This is a genomic window from Streptomyces sp. NPDC003248 (genome assembly GCF_055563235.1).
Genome location: NZ_JBVHDT010000001.1, coordinates 676805 through 699518, shown reverse-complemented (window position 1 = coordinate 699518; position 22714 = coordinate 676805). Strand labels below are relative to the sequence as shown.

Below are 22714 nucleotides of genomic sequence, written 5' to 3'. Positions count from 1 at the left end.
GGCGCTGCCCTGGTGGACGATCGTCCGGCGCGGCGGACGGGACGGCGGGCGGCGGGCGGCGGGCGGCGGGCGGCGGGGCCGGCGCGGAGCACCGTAGGGCCGCGGGGCACCGTAGGGCCGCGGGTGGTGCGTCGGCGGGGGCCGGGGCCGGAGCGGGCACGGAAGGGAGCGGAGGCTTCCCGTTCGTACCCGACCGGGCGTCTTCCCGGTGACGGACGGTGCCGGGCGTGATCAGATCAGTCCGGCGCGGATGGCGTACGACACCGCGTGGACCCGGTTGCGCAGTCCCAGCCGGCCCATGACGGAGGAGACGATCTTCTTGATGGTGCGCTCGGAGTAGCTCATCCGCACGGCGATCTCGGAGAGGTCCATCCCCTCCGAGACCAGGCGGAGCACGTCGATCTCCCGGGAGGTGAGCCCGGAGGGGGTCAGTCCCCGGGGGCGCAGGACCTCCCGCTGGACGTGCTCTATCTGGTCCAGCAGCCGTCCCTGGACCGTCGGGGGCAGCCACGCCTGCCCGTTCGCGACGGAGACCACCGCCCGGACCAGCGCGGTGGGGTTCGCCTCCGCGCGCCACAGCACGGCCCGTACCCCGCACTCGACGGCGGCGGTCGGATCGACGTACCAGCCGCCGCCCACCACCAGCACGAACCGGGCCCGCTCCGGCGCGGGCAGGCCGCGCAGGACGTCGAGCGTGGCGGCGTCCGCGGTCTCGACCGCCACCACCACGGCGTCGGCCTCCTCCATCGCCGCCGGCACGATGTGCGGCCTGCGCTCCAGGCAGGACGCCAGCCCGACCTGGGTGATCGGGTCGGCGGCGTGCACGGCTACACGGGGCTTGCTCATGTCATCGTCCTCAGTCTGGCCGGCTCCTGCCGCACGGTCGTGTGGAGGCGTGCGGAGGAGGAACGGAACACGGTGGTCGGCCGGCCGGTCGGGCCGACCACCGTGGTTCGATGGGCTGACCGAAGAAAAAGTTCGGAACGGATCGGAAAGAGCGCGGAACCGGTCCTGAACCGGGTCGGGGCGGGTGCCGGCCGGGTCAGACGGTCAGGTCCTCGGGGAGCAGCAGCCGTAGTTCGTCGAGGGTCGGGGCGGGCGACGCGCTCAGCCGGAACGCCTGACGGGTGACCAGCGACTCGAAGACCTTGCGGGCGTGGCGGGCGTTGCCGAAGGAGCGGTCGCGTTCCATCGACGCGAAGTGCTCGCGCAGCCGGTCCGACAGGCCCGGCCCGCAGGTGTAGCCGCTCGCCTCGGCCTGCCGTTCCACGATGACGACCAGGTCGTCGGGCGCGTAGTCGGCGAACTCGACGCGGTGCGAGAACCGTGAGGACAGTCCCGGGTTGGACGCCAGGAAGCCGTCCATCTCCTCGGTGTACCCGGCCACGATCACCACCACGTCGTCGCGGTGGTCCTCCATCAGCTTCACCAGCGTGTCCACGGCCTCCTGCCCGAAGTCCGTACCGCCGCGGTCCGCCCCGCCGGGGGTCAGGGTGTACGCCTCGTCCACGAACAGCACGCCGCCGCGGGCCCGGTCGAAGGCGTCGCTGGTCATCTGGGCGGTGTGGCCGACGTAACGGCCCACCAGGTCGGCCCGTGCCACCTCGACGACCTGCCCGCGGGACAGCACGCCGAGGGCCGCGAGCAGCCGGCCGTACAGCCGGGCCACGGTGGTCTTGCCGGTGCCGGGCGGCCCCGAGAACACCACGTGGTGGCTGAGCGTCGCCGTCGGCAGTCCGGCCGCCGCGCGCCGCCGCGTGTTGGCGAGCAGGTGCACCAGCGAGGCCACGGTCTGCTTGGCCTCGTCGAGGCCGACCATGGCGTTCAGCTCGCCGAGCAGGACGTCGAGTTCCTCCCGCCCCGCCTCGCCGTTCCCGGTGCCGCCGGGAGCCGCCTGGGCGCCCAGGTCCTCGGGGGTCAGCCGCAGCATGTCGGCCGGTGCCACGTCCGGCTCACCGGCGAGGCGGAACGCCTGACGGTCCACCATCTCCTCGAAGGTGCGGCGCGCGGTCCGCCCGTTGCCGAACGTGTCGTCGCGGGGCAGCCGCTCGAAGTGGGCGGCGAGCGCGTCGGCCGTGCCCGGGCCGAGTGCGTACTGGTGCCGTCGGCAGATGTGCTCCACGATCGTCACCAGCTCGTCCACCGTGTAGTTCGGGAACTCGACGGTGCGGTTGAACCGGGAGGCGAGGCCGGGGTTGGTGGCGAGGAACCGGCGCATCTCCACCGAGTAGCCGGCGACGATCACCACCGTGTCGTCGCGGTGGTCCTCCATCAGCTTCACCAGCGTGTCCACGGCCTCCCGGCCGAAGTCCGCGCCGCCGCCCCCGTCCGACTGCGAGGTGAGGGTGTACGCCTCGTCGATGAACAGCACCCCGCCGCGGGCCTTCTCGAACGCCTCCGTCGTCTTGATCGCCGTACCGCCGATGACCTGCGCGACCAGGTCCTGACGGGCCACCTCCACGATGTGCCCGTACCGCAGCACCTCCATCTCGGCGAGGATGCTGCCGTAGAGCCGCGCCACGGTGGTCTTGCCGGTGCCGGGAGGGCCGGCGAAGACCATGTGCCGGCTCATCGGCGGGGCCGACATGCCCATCTCGGTGCGGCGCCGGGCCATCTGGTTGAGGCTCACCAGGGTCTTGACCTCGCGCTTGACCGAGTCGAGGCCGATCAGCGACTCGAGTTCGGCCAGGGGCGAGGTCCGGGACCGCTGCTTCCGCGGCCGGCCCCCCTGCCCGTCCCGCCTGCTCTGCCCTGGTTCGTCCGTGTCCGCGGCCGTGTCCGTGTCCGTGTCCGCGGCCGTGTCCGGGCCTGCGGCACGAGCGCGGTCGCGATCGGCGTCGCGGTCCCGGTCGCGATCGGCGTTGCGGTCCCGGTCGGGGCCGGGGTCGGGGTCGCCGTCCGCGGCGGGCCGGCGGGCCGGGTCCGGCGGTGCGGCGTGGGCGGTGCGGGGGGCGGGGAATCCTGGCGCCTCCTGCGTCTCCCCGTGCGCGTCCTCCGCTCCGTTGGACCGGCTGACCAGCTGCTCCAGCAGCGTGCTCTCGCTGACCACGGTGCGCCGCAGGCCGCTGCGGCCGTTCTCGAAGGAGGCGCAGTTCCTGAGGACGACGCGTTCCGCGGTGTGCAGCAGGATGCCGTCGCCGGTGTTCTCGAACGCCTCGCAGTCGCTGAGCGTGCCCGTGCCCCGGGCCGCGATCATGACACCGGCGCGCCCGCAGCCGTGGAACCGCGACCGGGTGGCCGTCACGTCCGCCCCCGCGGCGACGGCCAGGCCGTCCGCGTCGGCGCGGAACACGTCGCAGTCACGCAGGGTGCCGGTGGCGGTCCCGGCGACCGCGAAGCCGTTGCCGCCCGCCTCCCGGACCAGTACGGCGTTCAGGAGCGGACGGGAGGAGTCGGCCATGCGCACCCCGGACTTGCGGACCTCGCTGATCTCCACGTCCTCGTACCGTCCGCGGGCGGTGCCGGAGACCTCCATGCCGTGCCCGTCGCAGGCGGTGAGGGTGACCCGGCGCAGCAGCGGGTTGGCGTTCTCGTCGGTGCGGACGCCGGTGCCCGCCGGGCCGGTGACGTGGAGCCGGTCGAGCTCGGGCGTGGAGTCGTCGGTGAGGTGCGTGCCGTCGGCCGCGCCGCCGCGTACCGTCAGGCCGGTGACGACGGGCGACGCGTTGCCGCCGACCCACAGCCCGGACCCGCCGGCGTCGCGCACCTCGCAGTCCTCGTACCTGCCGCGCGACTTGTCACCGAGACGCAGGCCCTGCTGTCCGGCCCCGGTCACCCGCAGTCTGCGCACCACGGGCTCCGCGTCGCCGGACGCGGTCAGCCCGTGTCCCGCCGGGTCCTCCACGGCACAGTCCTCCACCAGCACCCGGTTGCGGCTGGAGATGTGGATGCCGACGCCGCCGACCCCGTGGACCCGGGTGCGCAGGACGCGGGTGGCGCTGCTGTCCTCCAGCGCGATGCCGGGCTTGGCGGTCGCCGAGATGTCGCAGTCCTCGATCGAGCCGCGCCCCTCGCCGTTGACGAAGACGCCGTTGCCCGCGGTGTCCCGGACCGTGCAGCGGCGGATCAGCGGGTTGCCCCGCTCGCCGATCACCACGCCGGACGCCGCCAGGTCCTCCAGCCGGCAGTCCTCGATGACGCTCTCGGCCTCGCCGGTCACCACCACCCCCGCGCCGGCCGCGTTGGTGACCCGGCTGTCCCGCATCGCCAGCGCGCCGCCGCCCCGGGCCAGTACGGCGGTCCACGCCACGGCGCTGATCTCGCAGTCGTCCAGCTCCAGCTGGCCGTCCGGCACGTCGACGGCGGGCAGCTCCTCGTCAGCGCCCCGGATCACCAGACCCGTGAGCTTGACGGCCTCGGCGGTCGCCGTCACCGCGGTCCCGGACCGGGGGGCGAGCTCCACCGAGCCGCGCCCCTCCGCCGCGACGATCGTCACCACGTCGGTCAGCACCAGCGGGTCGCTGTACCGGCCGGGGGCCACCGTGATCAGGGCACCGCTGCGCGCGGCCCGGACGGCGTCTGCGATGGACGCGTGGCACCCGGCGTCCTCCGGGTCGACGGCCAGCACGTGGCGTGTCATGGGGTGGTGCTCCTCTCCGGGCCGGGCCGGGTGGCGCGGTCGCCTGGCGGGGGTTGCTCAGGGGGTGCTTGATCGGGGGTTGCCCGGTCGGGCGTGAGGTGTCGGTGGGGCGGCGCGGGCCGGGGCGGTCAGCGGCTCACCCACTTCTGGTGCGCCCTGCCGTTGCAGGACCACAGCTGGAGCCGCGCGCCGTTCTGCGCGTTCGCGTCGACGATGTCGAGGCACTTGTCGGCCGCCGGATTGACCAGGTCCTCACGGCTGTTCAGGACCCATTTCTGCTGGGGGCGGCCGGCGCAGGTGTCGAGCTGGATCGGCGATCCGTCCTCGCCCGCGTGCCACACGCTCGTCAGGCACAGGCCCATGGCCCGCAGGGTCCCGTCCGAGTGGAACTCCCACCGCTGGTTCTCCTGCGGGGCGCAGTCCCACATCTGGAGGTCCGCGCCGGCCACGGCCCGGTAGTCGGGGATGTCGACGCAGCGCCCGTTCAGCTTGCTCACGATCTGGCGGTACGTGGCCGACTGGGCGGCCGACTGCGGGACCGCCGCGCTGTCACCGCCCCCGGTGGCCGGGGTGCTCGTCGCTGCGCCGCTCTTCGTCCCGGCCTTCGTCCCGGCCTTCGCGTCGTCCGGCGCGCTCGTGCGGGGTGCGCCGGTGGTGGCCGGGCTCGGTGTCGCGGGGCCGTACTGGGCCGGGACGGGGTTCCCGCCGGACCGGGCGGTGCCCGAGGCGCTCGGCCGGGCGGTCGGAGAGCCCGAGGACTCGGCGGGGACCGGCACGAATCCCGGCTGCTCGTCGTCCTGCGGGAGCCCCGCGGGCAGGTCGTCCCCGTGCGACGGCGCGGAGTCGGAGGAGGACCGGTCCCCGTCGTCCAGCGTGGCGATGCCGAACGGCGCGGCGATCAGGAGCAGTCCGGCCAGGGCGGCGCCGGCCAGCACACCGGACGACAGCCGCCCGGTCAGGACACCGTGGCCGGCCTCCGGCTCCGGGGCGGCGGCCTCCGGCGGCGTCCCGGGCGTCCGCGCGGCCGCGTCGCCCGTGGCCGAGCCGGAGGGGCCCGACGGCCCGGACGGGTCCGCGGCGGCGGACGCCTCCGTCCGGGCCGCGCCGCGGCCGGAGGAGGACGCCGTCGGGGTCGCGGGCGGCGTCTGGGCCGGAGTCCGGGACGGGGTCTGCGCGCCGGGTGAGCCGGTGGTCCCGGACGGGGCGGGTCCCTCCGGTCCGTTCCGCTCCGCGGAGGCGGAACCGGACGCGGACCCGGACGCGGTCCCGGACGCGGACCCGGGCGCGGTTCCGGGCGCGGACCCGGACGCGGACCCGGACGCGGACCCGGGCGCGGACCCGGGCGCGGACCCGGACGCGGTTCCGTCGTCCGGGGTGTTCGCTGCTCGTTCGCTCATGACGTGCTCTGTCCTCTTCGACGCTGTCGCTGGTGGGGAGATGGAGAAGGAGATGGGGTGCGGGGCGGGTCCGGCGGATCATCGGGGCGCGCGCCGCCGGACCGGTGTGCCCGTCACGGGTTGAGGCGGGTCAGCCACTTCAGCTCCTCCGCGGTCGGAGCTTCTTCGGGGGCCTGGAAGGGTGGTGGGGCCTGGGACGGCGGGACCTGAGGCGGCGGGACCTGCGACGGCAGGACCTGGAACGGCGGGTCCTGAGACGGCGGAACCGGAGCCGACCGCCCGGGCTCGCCCTGGCCGCCCTGCTCCCGGGGCTCCTCGCGGGGCGGGGCGTCGCTTCCGCTGTAGTGCTCGCCGCCCCGTCCACCGCTGCCCGTGCTGCGGTAGAGCTCGATCAGCCGGGTGGCGCCGCGCGGGCCGACCTCGGAGCCTCCGCCGTGCGTCGGCCCGTCGCCCTGTCCGCCGCCCGTGGAGACGGCGAACCGTACGTCGAAGGCGTGGGCCAGCAGCAGGAGGAAGGTCTCGCCCTCGGCGGACGCCCAGCGCCCGCTCCAGTCCTGGACGGCTTCCGTCAGACGGGCCAGCTCGTCGTCCTGGAGCGGCGCGTCCCTCAGCAGTCGGTCGCGCAGTTCTTCGTCGGTCGGGGACGCCGAGTCGTCCGAGGGCGCCAGACCGTGCGCGCGCAGTTGGTCCAGCACCTGCTCCCGGTCCATGGCCCACACCCGTGCGGTGAACCCCTCGGACGACTCGCTGCCGCGGTACTGCCAGGCCAGTTCGGCCGGCAGCGGCCCGGCGTCCCCGCCCAGCGACCGGGCCACGTGCTCCGCCATGGCGGCGGCGAGCTGGGTGTGCGGGCCCGAGAGGAGGACGCCGAACCGGGAGAGGACCCGCGCGTTCCTGGCCAGGTCGCGGCGCACCCTCGCGGGGTCCCCCAGCCATGCGTAGGCCACCGGGTCGTCGGCGGCCAGGCCGGGCAGCCGGTCGCGGACATACCCCGGGTCGCTCGCCATGAAGGCGTACAGCAGACAGTTGCCGTCGGCCGGCACCTGCTGCGGCACTCCCTGGGCCCAGAGACGCACCGGCCCCTCCGGCGCGCCGGGCTCGTCGGGCACATCGGGCACATCGGGCGCCGGGTGGGCGGTCGAGTGGGTGGCCGGCTGATCGGCCGGGTGGGCGGAGGCGTTGGGCCGCGGTTGCGCCGGCACGTCGGCCGCCTGCACGACGGCGGTGCGAGGCCCGGTGACGTCCGCGTCCGCCGGCGCGTGGGGCGCGGGCTGGTCGGCCGGTGGCGGGGCCGGCTGCTGGGGAGCACCGTGCTTGGCCAGCACCGGCTCGACCGGAACCCCCCACCGCGCGGACATCCGCCGGGCCACGTTGCCGACCCAGCGAAGCGCCTCCTCGGCGGTCACCTTCCGGACGCTGTCACTCATGTACCGGCCTGACTTGTCGTTGACCTCCCAGCGCCCCTTCTCCTCGTTCCACGCCAACTCACCGCTCACCCGGGCCGGCTGGACCGACGTCCGGCCCGAGGCGTCGAAACCCAGCGCCGTCGTCGGATGCCCCTGGCCCTCCAGCCCCCGCCGCAGCTCCTCCTCCGTCAGGTCCGGGTTCCTGGCCGCCATCCGGTCGAACAGCTCCTGGAATTCGCCTCTCTCCAAGGCTTTGTCCATCTCCTCCACCCCGAGATGGATGTCGCCCTCCGCGTCGACCGAATAGAGCCAGGTCGCCGCCTTGCGCTCCAGGAGCGTCGGACGGAAGTCGTCCAGCGAGTACCACAGCGGATTGACCCGGACAGGGCGCTTCCCCGCACCCGCACCCGCACCCGCACCCGCACCAGACCCTGATCCAGAACCCGCGCCCGATCCCGAACCCGCGCCCGGATCCCCCGGCGGCGGAGCCTGTTCCCGCTCCTCGTCCTTCACCTTCTTCGGCCCGGCGAGCGCGCCGTACGCGTGGTCCAGATCGGTGCCCGGAGCAACGCCCCAGGGCGGCACGACGGGCGCCGGAGGGCCGGCCGGCGGGTCCGTGTCGGGCGTCGCGGCCCGGTCTGTCACCGGGACGGCGAGCTGGTAGTGCCGGTCGTCCAGGCTCAGCACCAGGTGGGTGCGCCCGGCGTCGGCGCCGTCGTCCACGAGGCCCAGGGTGCGGAGCCGGCCGGCGGCCGTCCGGGTGCCCGGGGTGAAGTCCTGGAAGCTGCCGTCGCCGCGGACGACGGTGACGTCCACGCCGAAGGTGCGGGCGGCGAGGAGCGGGAGCAGGTCGGCGGCGGCATGGTCCCAGCGGGTCTCGTCGTCGGCCGTCCCCTGCCGCCGGAGCTGGGCGGCGGCCAGCCCGGCCCGGGCCCGGTCGTCCAGGGTCACCGAGTGCGGCATCACTCCGAGCGCGTCGAACTCGCGGCGGCCCGGTGTGTCCGGTCGCAGGTCGGGGACGGGACCCGTCGCCTGGACCTCGGCCGCGGTGAAGACGTCGGTGTGGTCGGGGGCGACGGCCGCGAGGAGGTCCGCGTCGGCCGGGTCGGTCAGCCGCTCCGACAGCAGTCGGCGCAGCTTGGCGGGCATCTCCGGGTCGGAGGGGACGATGCCGTGTTCGGCGGCGAGCGGCGAGCCTGCCTCGACGAGGCCCCGGGCGAGCGCGTGGAAGAAGGCGTCGCCGTCCCTCGGCACGTCACGCAGGGTGTACTCGGTCCCGTCGGGTGCGGTGAGCCGGGCGTCGGCGGCGGCCCCGCCGCTCCCTGTCCCGTCCGTGACGGTGGACCGGGTAGCGGCGGCGGTCCCGGTGGGCCCGGCCCCGGCCCCGTCGGTGGCGGTGGGCCGGGGGCCGGGGGCGGTCCTGGTGTAGCGGGGGCGGGCCGGGGCGGGGACCTCGGCCGGGGCGGGCTTCTTGGGCGGGGCCTGATAACTGACGGGGGGCGGCTCCTCCAGGTCGCCGAGGTGCCGCCGGCCCTCCTCGGTGGCGGCGAGCCGGTGCCACCGGGTGAGCCGGTCGGCGCCCGCCCGTACCCGGTGGTACTCGGCGGCGGCGGTCTCCGCGGTCTCGCGCAGTGCCGTGAGTTCGGCGCGCCGGGCCTCGAAGGCGGCGCGTGCCGTGTTCAGCCGGCCGGTCGCCGCTTCCACCTCCGCCCGGGCCTCGTCGTGGGCCCGGGCGGGTCCGACGAGTCGCCCGGCCGCCTCCTGCCGCCGGGTGCGTGCCGCGTCGACCCGCCGGCCGGCCGCGTCGCGCAGTGCGGCGGCGGTCCGCCGGGCGCGCCCGGTGTCGGCGGCCGGGGACGGCTCAGCGGGCGGTGCGCCCGCCGCTCGCTCGGCCTCGGCGAGCCGTGCGGCGGCCTCGTCGCGCAGGCGGCGGGCGGTGCCGACCGCGCGGTCGGCGTCCTCGCGCGGACCGGCGGCCGTCCGTTCGGCCTCGGCGAGGTCGGCGGCGGCCTGCCGGAGCCGGTCGGGGTCGGGGCCCTCGCCCGGCAGGTCCGCCCAGCCGCGCAGGGCGTCGAGGGTGTCCCGGGCGGTGTCGGCCGTGGTGCGTGCCGTGGTGCGGCCGTCGGCCGCGGCGTCCAGGGCCCGGCGGAGGGCGGTGTCCGCGGCGTCGAGGGCGTCGGCCGCCTCCGTGATCCGCCGTGCGCGGGCGTGGTCCCCGGCCGCGTCGTCCTGGGCGCGCCGGAGCTCCCGGTCCGCGGCGTCGGCGGCCTCCCGGACCGGCGCGAGGCTCCGCGCGGTGTCCGCGGCGGCGGTCCGGGCCGTCCTCAGGGCGCCGCTCGCGTCGTCCACGGCCTCGCGCAGGGGGAGCGCGGTGCGGCGCTTCTTCCAGTACGCCTTGTCGGCGTCGGTCCACGCCTTGCTCGCCTTGCCCACGGCGTCCCAGGCCGCCGAGACCCGGGACGGGAAGTTCGTGTCGTCGATCAGGGCGAGGTCGCGGGCGACGTCGTCGCGCACCCAGACGAGGACGTACGTCTCGGAGGTGACCGTCCTGGGCCCCGGCCTGAGGAACCCGAAGGTCCCGGCGACCGCCTTCCCCAGGCGGCTGTCCTTGACGCCCCGGTGCACGTCGGCGACGCTGAGCCAGCTGGTGGGGACGGCGAACAGGAACTCCCGGCCGGTCTTCGGCTTGACGTTGACCGACGACGCGTGGTCGCCGCCGACCGGTGCCCCGTCGCCGTCGGCGGCGTAGGGGCCGGTGACGGTCGTGGCCAGCTGGTTCAGGCCGGTCTGCTCGGACCGTACGATCACTCCGGCGCCGAGCGCGGAGTCCTGGACGTTCTCCTGCGCGACCGAGGTGCTCGCGCCCTCGCCGGTCTCCCGGAGCACCTCGATCTTCTTGCCGTCGGCGACGGTCAGCAGCACGGCCCGGCTGAAGTCGGGCCGGGAGAACAGCGACAGCTGTCCGGTGTCGGTGCCGACGAGGTGGCGGTGGGTCAGCCCCGGCACCTGGTAGCCGGCCGGGGTCAGCGTCCGGTCGTAGAAGGTCGACAGGGCCGTGTTGTTGGTCCCGTCCTCCAGCGCCTGGGCCGCACCCGTGCCGAGCCGGGTGAGGCCGGTGTCCCTGGCCCGCAGGAGCAGCCGCGCGCGACGGCGGTCGGCGTCGGCACGGGACATGGCGGCGCCGGCCGCCTTGTCACCCGACCGCGTGCCGGCGGACCGCTTGTCCCCCGACTGCTGGTCACCGGACCGCGTACCCCCGGACCGCGCGCCCCCGGACCGCTTGTCCCCCGACTCCTCGCCGTCGAGGGCGGAGAGGTTCAGGCCGTAGGACTCGGCGAGGGCGCGGTTGTTGGCCTCCTGGACGTGTTCGAGTCCGATGATCCGGCGGACGTGGAACCCGTTCTCGGGGACGGTGAACGGCTTCCGGGTGCCGTCCCCGTACCGCACGCCGGGCTCCCGCAGCTCGGGCGGGACACCGGCGCGGGGAGGTGCGGTGAGCGTGAGGTCGGGCGGGCCGAGCCGGGGGTCGGTGGCGGGCAGGTGCGGGTCCGGGTCCGGCACCATCAGGCTGAGCGGGACGTGTTCGCGCAGTATGCCGACGGAGTCGGTCTCGGTGACGGTCGTCGCACCGGTGAACCGGCGTCGGGCCCGCTCCAGCGGTCCGGCCACGTCTCCGCGCGCCGAGTCGGGGGTCTGCCGCGGTCCGGCCACGTCTCCGCGCGCCGGGTCCGGGTTCTGCCGCGGTCCGGTGGCGGCTTCCCGCGCCGGGTCCGGGCCGCGCGGGCCGGCCGGTGCGGAGTCCGGTGTCACCTCCAGGGTGATGCGGAGCCTGTACGGCGTGGAGATCTCGGCGTGCGGCTCGGTGGAGGCGGCCCGGTAGGTGGTGCTGGAGGAGACGGTGTGGCCGGAGGCGACCGTGTGCCGGGAGGTACCGGTCTCGGAGTACGTGGGGCCCGCGGCCACCGCCGTCGGGTCGCCGGTCTGCACGCCCTCGCCGGTCAGGAGGCCGACGTCGCGGCCCGTGGTGACGTCCGAGGCTTCCTGGACGGTCTCGACGGCCCGCCGGTTCTCCTCCATCTCCGTGCTGTGGTCGAGCATCTCGAAGGTGGACTCGCCGGGGATCAGCTCGACCCGTACCCGGGCCTGCCGGGTGCCGATCCGCAGGCTTCCCCAGCCCCAGCCGCCGGACCGGGCCGGCGACGAGACGCCGGTGCCGGTCATCTCCCGGTCGAGGGCGCGCAGGACGCGGGAGGTGACGAGCCGGCGGACCTGTTCCAGGGCGACGTCGTCGAAGCCGAGGTCCTTCACCTTCCGGTGGAAGCGGGCCAGCACGGCGGTGGGGTCCAGCGCGTTCACCGGGAAGGTGCCGAAGGAGTTGCCGCGCAGCCAGGGCTGCGGTGACCAGGTCCGCGCGGTGTAGGCGGGGACGTCGCCCATCCCGTCGTTGATCAGCTTGAGCCGGTGGGCGCTCTTCTCCGGCAGGTGTGCCGTCCAGCCGCCGGGGACGGAGGTGACGGAACCGGCCGTTCCGGCGAGCGAGTCCGGGACGAGGGGCAGGTTCGCGGCGGCCGTCCCCAGCATGCCGGCGACCATCGCCGTCCAGTGTTCGACGGTGCCGGACACCAGCACCTGGTGGGTGAACCCCTTCAGGTTGAGGTCGGCGACCACGCTGCGGGTGACGGTCACGCTCTTCTGCCCCGACCACGACCAGGGGTTGACGGCGAGTCCGTAGGTGCCGACCACTCCCGGGCCGACGCCGTGGGGCTTGGCGTAGGTCAACTGGCCGCCGAAGGAGAGGAGGCTGCTCCTGCTGATCTTGCCGGACGCCTGGGTGCCGCCGGCCAGCACCATCTCGGTGTCCATGGCGATCGGCCCGGTCAGCGGGTGGATGTTCCGCACCGCGGTGAAGTGGCGGAAGGTCGCCCACAGGGTGGCGTACGGCGACTTGCCCATCAGCGCGCTGATGCCGAAGCCGAGCGGTCCCGAACTCTGGTCGAAGTTGGCCGTCGCGTACTGCGGCTGGAAGGCGCGCATGATCGCCTCCCGCGCGGGGGCGCCTTCCTCGTTGTACTGCCACGTTCCGCCCGAGGCGCGCCGTACGACGTCCTGGACCGCGTCGGTCAGCCCGGGCGGCACGACGACGTTCACGGTCACGAACGGGTGGTTCTGGAGGTCGCGGAAGGTCTGCGCACCGCGTCCGTCCGCCCGGCCCCGGCCTCCGCTCCGGGAGAGGTCGCCGGTGGCCAGCGCGTGCGCCCGTTCGCGGTCCATGGGCACGGTGTGCAGGGGGTCGCGGAGCGACCGGTGGACGTCGGGCGCGTCCGGCCGGTGCGGGTCCACGGCGGGCGCGTGCTGGTCGGGGACGCTGATCAGCACCTGGCCCTTCACGGGGCCGCCGCGGATCTGCTCGCCGCCGGTGGTGGTGCCGATCAGCACGTCGCGGGGGCTGCTGAAGACGAACGGCTGCGTCCCCAGCAGTCCCAGGGTGGCGACCCCGCGCAGCATCCCGCGGAAGCGCCAGTACCCTCCGTGGCTCACCGTGAGCGCGAGGTCGTAGCGGTACAGGTGGGACGGCCGGATGCTCACCGACATCGGCTCGTGGGAGACGGTGGCGCCGTACCCGGACTCGGAGTCGCTCTGCCGCGCGTAGCGGCCGCCCAGCGAGAGGGCGCCCGTGTTGTCGGGGAGGAACGGCGCGCTCCCGGAGGAGTCCGGGTCGCGGAAGCCGAACATGACGTCGAACCCGCCGCCCACCGCGCGCTTGCGGCTCTCCTGGCCGTCCGTCCGCTGGCCGCCGGGGGCGCTGTGCCGCAGTTTGACGTCGTCCTGCCGGCCTTCGTACCGCCGGTTGGTCAGTTCGGCGTGCACCCGGATGTGGCGGTGGCCCTGCCCGAGGGTGCCCGGCTCGGTCAGCCGGATCTGGACGCCGGTCGTGATCAGTGTCTCCAGGCTGCCCGCCAGGCCCTGCGGCGAGAGCACCGCGAGGACCTCCAGCGTGTTGGCGAGCGCCGTCCGGTACGCGTCGGCGTCGCCGAACCGCCCGTGCTCCGGGCGGTTCGGCACGGACAGCGGGTCCGCCGGCTCCAGCAGGCCCCGCACCCGGGCCCGCGCCCCCCGGCGCGACGGCGGGGCGAGCTGGTCGAGGGGTGCGACCAGCCCGGGGTGGGCCTCGGCGAGCGCCGCGAGGACGGTGTCGGCGAAGTCGTCCGGCAGGGTGCGGCCGATGCCGTCGGCGTCGCGGGTGCGCCGCCCGTCGGGGTGCGAGAACTCCTCCACGCGGTGCATGCCCAGGGTCACCGGACGGTCCGGGGTCAGGTGGGCCGGGGCGAACGGTGCCGGCAGGCCGTTGCGCAGCGGCAGCTTCGTCCCGTCGTCCCAGCCGGCGAGCCGGCGGGCCTCGGAGCGGGTCATCCGGTCCACGCTCCAGGTGTGGAACCGCCGCGGCGGTGCGCCGCTGCCGCCCCGCCGCACGTACACCGTCTTCTTGACCAGGTAGAGGCCGGTGGGGTCGCCCTTGACCTGGCCGGACGTCTTCAGCGCCCCGAAGCCGCCCAGGGCGGCCGACCGCGTCACCGAGTGGAGGGCGCGGAACGCCGGTCCGAACTGGAGCCGCAGGTTGAGGTGCCCGTCGCCGAGGTCGAAGAGGTTGAAGGCGGGCCCCAGGACGCCGTCGACGCCGAGGCTGACGCCCTTGGCGAAGCTCTGGTCGTTGCGGACGGTGGAGGTGGTGATGTCCCGCAGTTCGGCCTCGGAGGTCTCGCCGACGAGCGTCGCCCGCACCGGCACCGTCCGCTCCACGACGAAGACGCCGAGCGGGGTCTTCGCCCGGTCGTCGGCGAACAGCGGCGGCGTCACCACCCGTCCGGCCGACAGTTGGCGGGCGTGCCGCTGGAAGGAGTCGCTGGAGAAGAAGGCGTCGAGTTCCCGGTAGGCGGTGCTGCCCGGCCGCGCGCCGATCTCCTCCGCCGCCCAGTCGCGGATCTGCGCGACCGGACCGAAGCCCTCGGTGCGGACCAGCCGGTACGGGGAGTTGTGGTCGAGCGCGATCGACCGGGGGATCCGGCCGGGCGCCGACGGCTTCGTCACGCTGTCGGGCAGCCGCAGCATCAGCCCGTCCCGTACGGCGAAACCACCGCGCGCGGGGGTCTCGGGGCCGGTCGGGTCGGCGGGGTCGGGGGCGGAGACGACGTGCCCGTCGGCGTCCGTGACGGACACCTCGACGTACACGTCGTCCAGGTACACCTTCGAGCCGTCGAGGGTGCGGGTCTCCATCTGGCCGGTGACCTGGTCGGTCTGGGTGTAGCCGACCTTGGTGCTGACGCCGGCCCGCACGTTGAGGCGGCCGAAGCCGCCGAACGCCAGCGTGCCGAGCGGGCCGAGGAACGGTCCGCCCAGCCCGATCTGGGTGACGGACTGCACGCTCTTGCTCTGTCCGGCCTGGGTGACGGCCCGGTCCATGGTGTCGATCTTCGACGGGTTGCCGTACTCGTCGGAGAACCGCTGCCAGTTGCCGTAGTGGCGGGCGGTGAGGTGCAGAACCCGTTGCTCCCCCCGGGAGTTGGTGTAGGGGAACGGGCGTCCGCCGGTCAGGCTCCGCGGCCGGCGGGTGAGTGCCGACCGGACGTCGGCCAGCAGACCGGTGGCGGCGCCGGGGTCGTCGCGCCCGGGTCCGCGCGGACTCAGCGACGGGTCACGCCCCAGGAAGGTGCCGATCTCGTCCAGCACCTCGCCGATGCCGCGCAGGGCGACGTCGCTCTGCCCGAAGGTGCCCGGCGTGGCCAGCAGTTCCGGCAGCAGGTCGTCGGGCATGCCCTCCAGCAACGACGCCACGTCGTCGACGTAGGCGGGCATGCGCGTGCCGTCGTCGAACCGGGTGGGCGTACGGCCCTCCCGCGACGGCGCGGAGGCGTCACGCTCCAGCCGGGGCGGACGGGTGCCGTCGAGGCGGGTGCTGATCCACTGCTTGTGCTGGGCGCTCTTCTTCGCGCTCTCCGGCGCGCTCTCCGGTGTGCTCTCCGGTGTGCTCTCCGGTGTGCTCTTGGGTGCGGTGTTCGGTGCGGTGTGTGTGACGGGGGCCGGGGCCGGGCCTTGGGCCTGGGCCTGGGCCGTTGCCGGGGTCGCGGTCGCGGTCGGTACCGGTGCCGGTGCCGGTGCCGGAGGTACGGGCCCGGGGCCGGCCTGGGTGTGGTCGGTGGGCCGGGGGCCGGGCTTGCGGGGCGCGCGGGGTTCGGCGCCGGTCCGTCCGCTCACCGTCGCCACGGGGCGCGCGGCGGAGGACGCGGGGCCCGGGCGGCCGCCGCTCCCCGCGGTGGCGGTCGGATCGCCGATGTGGGCGTCCAGGAGGCTGAGGTGACGGCCGCGCAGGCCGCTCTGCCGGAGCCCCTTCGGAGCGGTGCGCGTGTAGTCGCCGAGCAGGCTGCCCGGGACGTCGGGGCGATGCGGCGCGCTGTCGTCCCGCGACTCGTCACGCAGGCCGAGCTGGTGCGCGATCTCGTGCGCGTAGTCCACGGGCTCGGCGTCGGCCCACCACGCGGTGCGGGTCATCGGCAGGTCCCGGTCCACGAAGGTGACGGTGAGAGCGTGGGGATGCGGGTCGTGCGCCACCCGCTCCACGGTGACGTGCAGCAGATCGCCGCCCGGCAGCCGGTGGCCCGGGGCGTTGAAGAACTCCTCGACACCGGCGCGCACCTTGTCCCAGACGCCGTCCGGCATGCCCTCCGGGCCGACGGCGACCCGGACCGTCAGGTCGGTGACCTGTTCGCCGTCGTACTCGACACGGCGTGCGTCGAACCTGGACCGCACGGCGTACCGCGTGGACTCCCCCGGCCGGTTCGGATCGGCCGGCGCGGACACCGGATCGACCCAGGTGTGCGACCGGGTGACGGGTGGCACCGCCGCCCGCGCGGCCTCCCAGGCCGGATGGCCGGTGAGCACGGGGGTGCCGGGCGGTACGGCCGCGCGTACGGCCGCCTGTACGGCACCGTCGCCGGTGGCCGGGCGCTCGGGGTCCGGACTGCCGGTGTCCGCCGTGCCGGCGTCCGGGGTCTCGGCATCCGGGTCCTCGGCATCCGGGGACGAGGGCGTCCTCGGCTGCTCGACGGAGGGGCGGGCCGGCTTCGGGTCTCCGACGGCAGGTGCCGTACTGATGGGGACCGCCGGGCCGCCGTGGCCCGAGGCGGCCGAGGAGGTGACGGGTGCGACGGGTGCGACGGCGCTGGACACCGGGCCGGTCGCGCGGGGAGCCTGCGCGCCCCCCTCGGAAGGCGGCCGGGACGCGGACGGCTGGGAGGTGGACGGTTGAGACGTGGGTGACCGGGAGGTGGACGGCTGGGGCGCGGAGGAAGCGGTGGCCTGGGGCTTGGGCCGGGGCGAGACCTCGGCTTCGCCCGCTGCACGCGTATCGCCGGGCGGGCGAGAGGGCGCGACGGACGACGACGTTCCCTGGGCGTTGTTCGTCCCGGCCGGGACGGAACCGCTCTGCACGGAACCGCTCTGCACGGAACCGGTCGGTACGGAGTTGGGCGGTACGGAACTGGTCGGTACGGAAGTGATCGGAACGCCCCCGGTCGACACCGACCCGGTCGACACGGCGGTCGACGAAGTGACCGAGGCAGGCGAGGAGACAGCCGCGTCGACGCCACGGTCCACGTCCACCACGTCCGCGTCGGTGTCCGTGCCTGTGCCCGCGTCCGAAACCACACCCGCGCCCCGGTCCACGTCCACGTCCACGCCCCCGTCCCCGCTCAGGCCCGGTCCCCGCGTCCCGTCCGGTGCTGGGGCGAGGTCCGGGGCGGCGGGGGCCGCGGTGGCGTCGGGGATGCCCGAGGTGTCGAGGTCGCCGAGGCGCCGGAGGTTCTCGACGGCGCTGATGCCGCCCTCGACGCCCGCGCCCGCGGTCGTGCCCGAGGTGAGGCCGGACACGAAGCTCCAGGCGTTCGTGGAGAGCTCGCCGGTGAGCACCAGGTTGGTGACGAGGTCGGCGAACGTGTTCGTGAGCCCCTCCTCGACCCCCTCGCCAAGAAGGTCCAGGGCCTTGGTGACCACCGTGTCGCGCGTGGTGTTCACCGAGTTCAGCACCGTGTCGGGGAGCTCGGCGAGGGTGGTGCGCACACCGGCGGGCAGCCCCGCGCCCGCCCCGCCGCCGAGGACCTGGCCGAGCGCGTCCGCGGCGCCGTCGTCGCCCCAGTTCCGGGCGAAGGTCCGTCCGTAGGCCTCGCCCAGGTCGCGGGCCGCGCCCTCGCCGAGCTGCCGCCCGAAGTGAGTGGTGAACAGCTCGCCGAAGTCCTGGCCGAGCCGGGTCACCGCCTCGTCGCTCAGCTGTCGGCCGCCGGTGTCGCCGAGCGCGGACAGCAGGTCGTCGTCGTTGCGGGAGACGAGGTCGGTGACGCTCCGGCCCAGGGCGTCGGCCGAGACGCCGCCGGCACCGCCGCCGAGGTCCCTGACCTGGCCCCGCAGGGCGCTCCCGGTCCGGTTGGCGACGCTGCGGCCGAACACCTGGGCCAGCTTGGCCCCCGCCAGGCCCAGCCCGCCGGAGACCACGCCCTCGACGATGCCGCCGACGAAGGCGTCCCGGGTGAGGTCGCGGTCCCAGGAGTCACGGGTGCCCCTGCTGATCTGAATCCGCTGGATCAGCAGGTCGAGGGAGACCGCGACGGCGGTGTTGATGATCACGTGGGCGAGCAGGTGCTGCCAGAGGAAGGTGAGCAGCCGCAGCAGGAAGCGCGAGGTGATGGCCCGGTAGACCGGGATCAGCAGCAGGGTGAGGCCGAAGGTGCGGAAGGCGTTGGCGATGCACCAGGCGATCTCCAGGAGGAGCTGGAGCAGCTGCCCGATCGCCATGTACTTGCTGTATTCGACGTTGGTGGCGGTGGTGCGCGCGTACGCGGCGATGCCGGCCGCCGCTTCCTGGCCGGCGGCGACGTAGTTGGTGCGGCCCGAGGTGAACTCGGCGATGGAGCGGGAGAAGGCGTCGGCGGCCCCGGCGTCGAACCGGGACCGGATGGTGCGGGTGACCTGCACGATCTGGTCGGGCAGGGCGGCGAGCCCCTGCGCGGTGGCGAGGTATCCCTCGCCGAGCGCCCGCAGCTTGTCCTCGTTGAGCTTCGGGAACTCCATGCCCGTCAGCGCGAGGAACAGCCCGCGCAGTTCGTCCGACGCCTCGACCGCCATGGGTCAGCGGATCCCGTGGACGGCGCGGGTCAGGGCGTGCGCGTTCGCCGTGTTGGTCTCCTCGACGGCGATCAGGTTCGTGGCGGTGGCGTCGATGGCGTCGTACGCCTGCCGGAACGCCGTCTCCAGCGACTGGAGCAGGGTCAGCATGTCGTCCTTGGCGGGCTCGTAGACCGCGCGGAACGCCCGGCCCGTCTCGTCGTCGTACGCGTCGGGCTGCTCGTTCGCGGCCACGGCGGTGACCAGGCCGGACCGGAGCAGGCCGACCGTCGACGCCAGGTCGCCGTTGAAGTGCCGGCCGCCGTCCCTGATGCCCTCCGGGTCGGCGACGATGTGGTTCCTGCTGGGCAAGGCCCGCTCCTCTCCGTTCTTCCGTCGGTTTCCGTACCTGCGCGCCCGTCAGCTCTGCTGGCCCGGGAGGGCGCCGCGGCCGAAGGCGTCCAGCAGGTCGGCCAGGTCGGCGCGCCCGCTCATCACGTCGTCGACCTCCAGGTCCTCGGGCACGATCGGCCCGAGGACCTCCTCCAGGTGCGCGGCCGCCTCCCGCTGCGCCCTGCCGATGGTGTCGAGCAGCACGGCGGACAGTTCGCTCGGCGCCATGGTCCGGTAGCGGCCGGTGTGGAACTTCAGCTCCGTCACCGTGCCCCGGGCGTCAGCCGTTGCGCTGACCAGGTGATCCTTGGACGTTGCCGTCCCGCTGAGCGCCGTGAGCGCTTCCTGTGCCTGGCCGGCCCGTTCGAGGGCCTCGTCCAGTTGCGACTGGACCTCGTCCAGGAGTGCCTGGAACGGGTTGCTGCTCACGCGTGCCTCCCACGGGTGCGTTCTGCTGCGGTGTCCTGCCGAGCACGGTCGGAGCCAGCTCCGGGTCCGTGCCCCATACGGCGGCGTCCTCGGCGAGCCAGGTGGTGCGCTCGCGCTCCTTGTTCTGCTCCCCGCCGGCGCCCCCGGAGCCCATGCCCCCCATGCCCATCGGAGGGAAGAACGGGGACTGCGACGACGTGGCCGTCGTGCCCGAGCCGGTGCCCGTGCCGCCGGTGCCGGTGCCGTCGCCGGTGCCGTCGCCACCGGTGTAGGCGTCCAGGAAGGCGTCGTCGGCGCCGTCGGAGGACAGGGCCGGCTGTGTGAAGTCGAAGCCGCCGCCGGCGCCGCCGTAGCCGTAGCCGCCGCCCCCGTCGTCGTAGCCGGTGCTCGACGTCGACGGGAAGCCCTGGTCGCTCAGGGACGGGGTGGTGTAGCCGGGCGACGACGCGTCGACGGGGTCGGCGGCCACCGGCAGCGCGGACCGGCTGTCACCGGAACCGGGCAGGGCGACGCCCGGCTCGCCGCTGCTGCCGCCGCCGGCGGGCAGCGTGAGGCTCGGGAAGTCACCGGTGCCGCCCGCCGCGGGGGTGACCAGCTGGTCGGTGGGCAGACCGGCCGCTTCCTCGAAGTCGGTCAGGGCCGGGTCGAGCAGGTCGCCGGTGCCGGTCGCGGGTGCCGACGCGTCGTCGCCCCGGCCGCTTCCGCTGCCCGTGCCGCTGCCGGTGCCGGTGCCTGCCGTGAGACCGGGGGTCGCGCCGGCCGACGGGACGAGCGTCCCGGTTCCCGTTGCCGTTCCCGTCCCGGTACCGGCGTCGGTACCCGTACCGGTACCGAGGCCGCTTCCGGTGCCCGCGGCCGTCGCGCCGGTCAGGCCGGTGCCGCCGTCGGGGGTGCCGAGGCCGGTCGCGCCGTCGAGGCCGGTGCCGCCCGCGCCGACGGCGCCGCTGCTCCCCGTTCCGCCGGCTCCCCCGCCGGTCTCCCCGGGCATGCCGATGTCGGAGGTGGTGCCCGCGGGGGCGCTCACCCCCGTCCCGGCACCCGCGCCGCCCGTCCCGGCACCCGCGCCGCCGGTCGCACCGGCCGCGCCGGCCGTGCCTTCCGTCCCGGTCAGGCCGGAGGTGTCGAGGCCCGTCCCGGCGCCGGTCGCGCCGGCCTCGCCGATGCCGCCCGTCCCGGCGCCGCCCGTGCCGGTACTGCCGGACGGATCGATGTCCGCCGTGCCCGTCCCGCCGTCCGCGCCGAGGGCGCCGGCGCTCCCGGCGCCGCCCGTTCCGGTGCTGCCGGGCGGGTCGACGTCCGGCGTCCCCGTGCCCTCGGCACCGCCCTGGCCGGAGCCGCCGTTCCCGCCGTTCTGCCCGTTGAGGAGGTCCTCCAGCGCGTCCTCCAGGCCCTGCTGGCCGTCGTCGTCCGACTCGCTGTCCGGCGCGCCCGTCAGAGCGGTCCTGATGACGTTGTTCAGCTCGCGGAGCTGGGTCGTGGACTGCTGGTAGCCGCTGGTCAGCGCCGAGACGATGCCCACCACCGGGTAGTCGAGGTACGTCTCCGCCGTGTGCCGCCAGGCGTCCTTGACCGCCTGCTCGACGATGTCCCAGGTGCCGGCCTGGTCGACGGGACCGAGCACCGTGCCGTCGTGGGTGAGGACGGCCGGCTCGGCCCCCGCGGTGTTGAACACGACGACCAGTCCCCGCGCGTACTCCGCCATGGCGCCCTGCGGCGACGCGGACGGCTGCGCCTGCCACGTCTCGAACGCGGACCGCATCGCGTTGCGCGCGTTCCACAGGGCTTCCTGCGCGGCGTTGACGGCGGCGATGTACCCGCCGTCGACGCCGCTGCCGGACGCCGTCTCCAGGATCGTCTCGTAGGCGGTGGCGATCCGGCCGACGATGTCACCGAAGCTGGACGCCGCCAGTCCCTGCCAGCCGTCCTGGTGCAGCGCGCCCTGCCAGGTGTTGAGGTTCGGCTCCCACTTCTGGAAGTAGGCGATGGCGGCGGTCAGTTGCTCGCGCGCCCGGTCGAAGCTGTACGGGCTGGTGGTGTCGGTGCCGCTCCCGTCGAGCGCGGCGAGGGTCAGGTAGCTGCCCATGTTGTAGCCCCACCAGGCGCTGCCCCCGCTCTCCAGGCTCTGGTCGCCGTCGAACATGCCGAGCCCGGCGGTGCCGGTGACCGGGTTGGTGACCGACCCGTAGCCGCTCCAGGGGCCCGAGACGGTCCTGGTCTCGGTGCCCATGACGTAGCTCCAGGTGAACGCGGCCCGGAAGGGGGCGCCGCCGCGCTGGTTCCAGTAGGCACGGGTCCACCGCGGGGCCAGGACCTCCTCCTTGCTGGGGATCCGGCCCGGGGTGGAGCCCTGCGCCTGGCCGGACCCGGCGAAGATGTTCACCAGCTCATGCCACTGTGTCGGATCGGGCACCGTAGCTCTCCAGCGTCGGTCGGGTCGTCAGGTCGGTGGGTCAGGAGTCGTCGTGCCGAGTGGTCAGGTCGTGTCGGGGGTGTTGGTGCCGGTGCCGCCGCGCTCGGTGATCGCCTCGCCCACGAGCCGGCCGAACTCCTTGCCGGAGATCGTTCCGTCCTCCTCGACCTGCTCCATCGCGTCGCCCGTGTCCGCCAGGGCGACGATCATCGAGTCGGTGATCGTGAAGTTGAACCCGAACTCGTTCTCCAGCGCCTGGCAGACCTTGGTCATCTGCGCCATCAGCTGCGCGGCCGGGGGGAAGTCGGGCGAGCCCGCCAGCAGCTTGTCCGTCTTGTAGTACGCCAGCTCGTCGTTGGCCTCGCGGGTCTCGTCGCGCATCCCCGGCAGGTAGCCGTCCGAGGTGCGGTACATGCGCAGGACGTCCGCGGAGTACTCGGTGGTACCACCCGAGTGTTCGGGAGACTTGGGCATCCTCTGCTCCGTAATGCGTCGAAGGGGCCGTGCCGCGTCAGGGGGTGGGCCGGAGAGCCGGTGCCGGGAGGGCGCGGGCCACCGGCCCGGCCCCTCCCGGGCACGCGGGGGGGAGGGAGGAGGGAGGGGGCGGCTAGGCGCCCGCGAGCCCTTCCCAGCGGCTCTGCTCGTTGACGTCGGTCGTGTAGTAGCTCTGGGTGTTGTCCACCAGGACGGTGTTGCCGGAGGTGAGCACGTTGCCCATCTCGTCGACCTTCGCCGTCCACTTGTCGTGCTCGATCTTGTACTGCTGGGCCATGGCGCCCTCGAGCTCGCTGATCACCGTCTGCACGGTCGTGTGCACCGTTTCGACCTGGTTGCGGACCGCCGTGGTCATCTGCTGCAAGTACTCGCTCGCGGTCCCCGAGGCGCCGTAGTTGATCATGAAGTCGGGCATGGTGCTCTCCTTGGTCCTGGGAGGGGTGCTGGGTGTGCCGGC

Annotated in this window: 9 protein-coding genes; all 9 read right to left on the bottom strand. The window is 74.7% G+C overall.

The features are described from left to right. Nucleotides 1-231 precede the first annotated feature (231 nt). Nucleotides 232-846 carry a helix-turn-helix transcriptional regulator gene (locus tag ACZ3KJ_RS02895; RefSeq protein WP_467524065.1) on the bottom strand — a complete coding sequence of 205 codons (615 nt, stop codon included), beginning with the start codon at nucleotides 844-846 and terminating at the stop codon, nucleotides 232-234. Between the two features lie 196 nt (nucleotides 847-1042). Beyond that, nucleotides 1043-4579: a right-handed parallel beta-helix repeat-containing protein gene (locus ACZ3KJ_RS02890; RefSeq protein WP_467524064.1), complete on the bottom strand. Its 3537-nt coding sequence runs from the start codon at nucleotides 4577-4579 to the stop codon at nucleotides 1043-1045. A gap of 128 nt (nucleotides 4580-4707) precedes the next feature. Next, complete coding sequence (locus ACZ3KJ_RS02885) at nucleotides 4708-5976, bottom strand: ricin-type beta-trefoil lectin domain protein (RefSeq protein ID WP_467524062.1); 1269 nt, start codon at nucleotides 5974-5976, stop codon at nucleotides 4708-4710. A 113-nt stretch (nucleotides 5977-6089) separates the two neighbouring features. Then, on the bottom strand, nucleotides 6090-18551 hold the full coding sequence (locus ACZ3KJ_RS02880; RefSeq protein WP_467524061.1) for a WXG100-like domain-containing protein: 12462 nt from the start codon (nucleotides 18549-18551) through the stop codon (nucleotides 6090-6092). Between the two features lie 3 nt (nucleotides 18552-18554). Then, nucleotides 18555-18902, bottom strand: a complete 348-nt coding sequence (locus ACZ3KJ_RS02875; RefSeq protein ID WP_389512054.1) for a hypothetical protein — start codon at nucleotides 18900-18902, stop codon at nucleotides 18555-18557. Between the two features lie 48 nt (nucleotides 18903-18950). Beyond that, the gene (locus tag ACZ3KJ_RS02870) at nucleotides 18951-19304 is read right to left on the bottom strand and encodes a YbaB/EbfC family nucleoid-associated protein (RefSeq protein WP_389512863.1); all 354 of its coding nucleotides are present in this window, start codon (nucleotides 19302-19304) and stop codon (nucleotides 18951-18953) included. After that, on the bottom strand, nucleotides 19204-21762 hold the full coding sequence (locus tag ACZ3KJ_RS02865; protein WP_467524060.1) for a hypothetical protein: 2559 nt from the start codon (nucleotides 21760-21762) through the stop codon (nucleotides 19204-19206). Before ACZ3KJ_RS02865 ends, ACZ3KJ_RS02870 begins: the two co-directional genes overlap by 101 nt. 63 nt (nucleotides 21763-21825) lie before the next feature. Next, nucleotides 21826-22236, bottom strand: coding sequence for a hypothetical protein (locus ACZ3KJ_RS02860; RefSeq protein ID WP_467524058.1), 411 nt, complete (start codon nucleotides 22234-22236; stop codon nucleotides 21826-21828). A gap of 133 nt (nucleotides 22237-22369) precedes the next feature. Continuing rightward, nucleotides 22370-22672, bottom strand: coding sequence for a WXG100 family type VII secretion target (locus ACZ3KJ_RS02855; RefSeq protein WP_467524056.1), 303 nt, complete (start codon nucleotides 22670-22672; stop codon nucleotides 22370-22372). Between the last annotated feature and the right edge of the window lie 42 nt (nucleotides 22673-22714).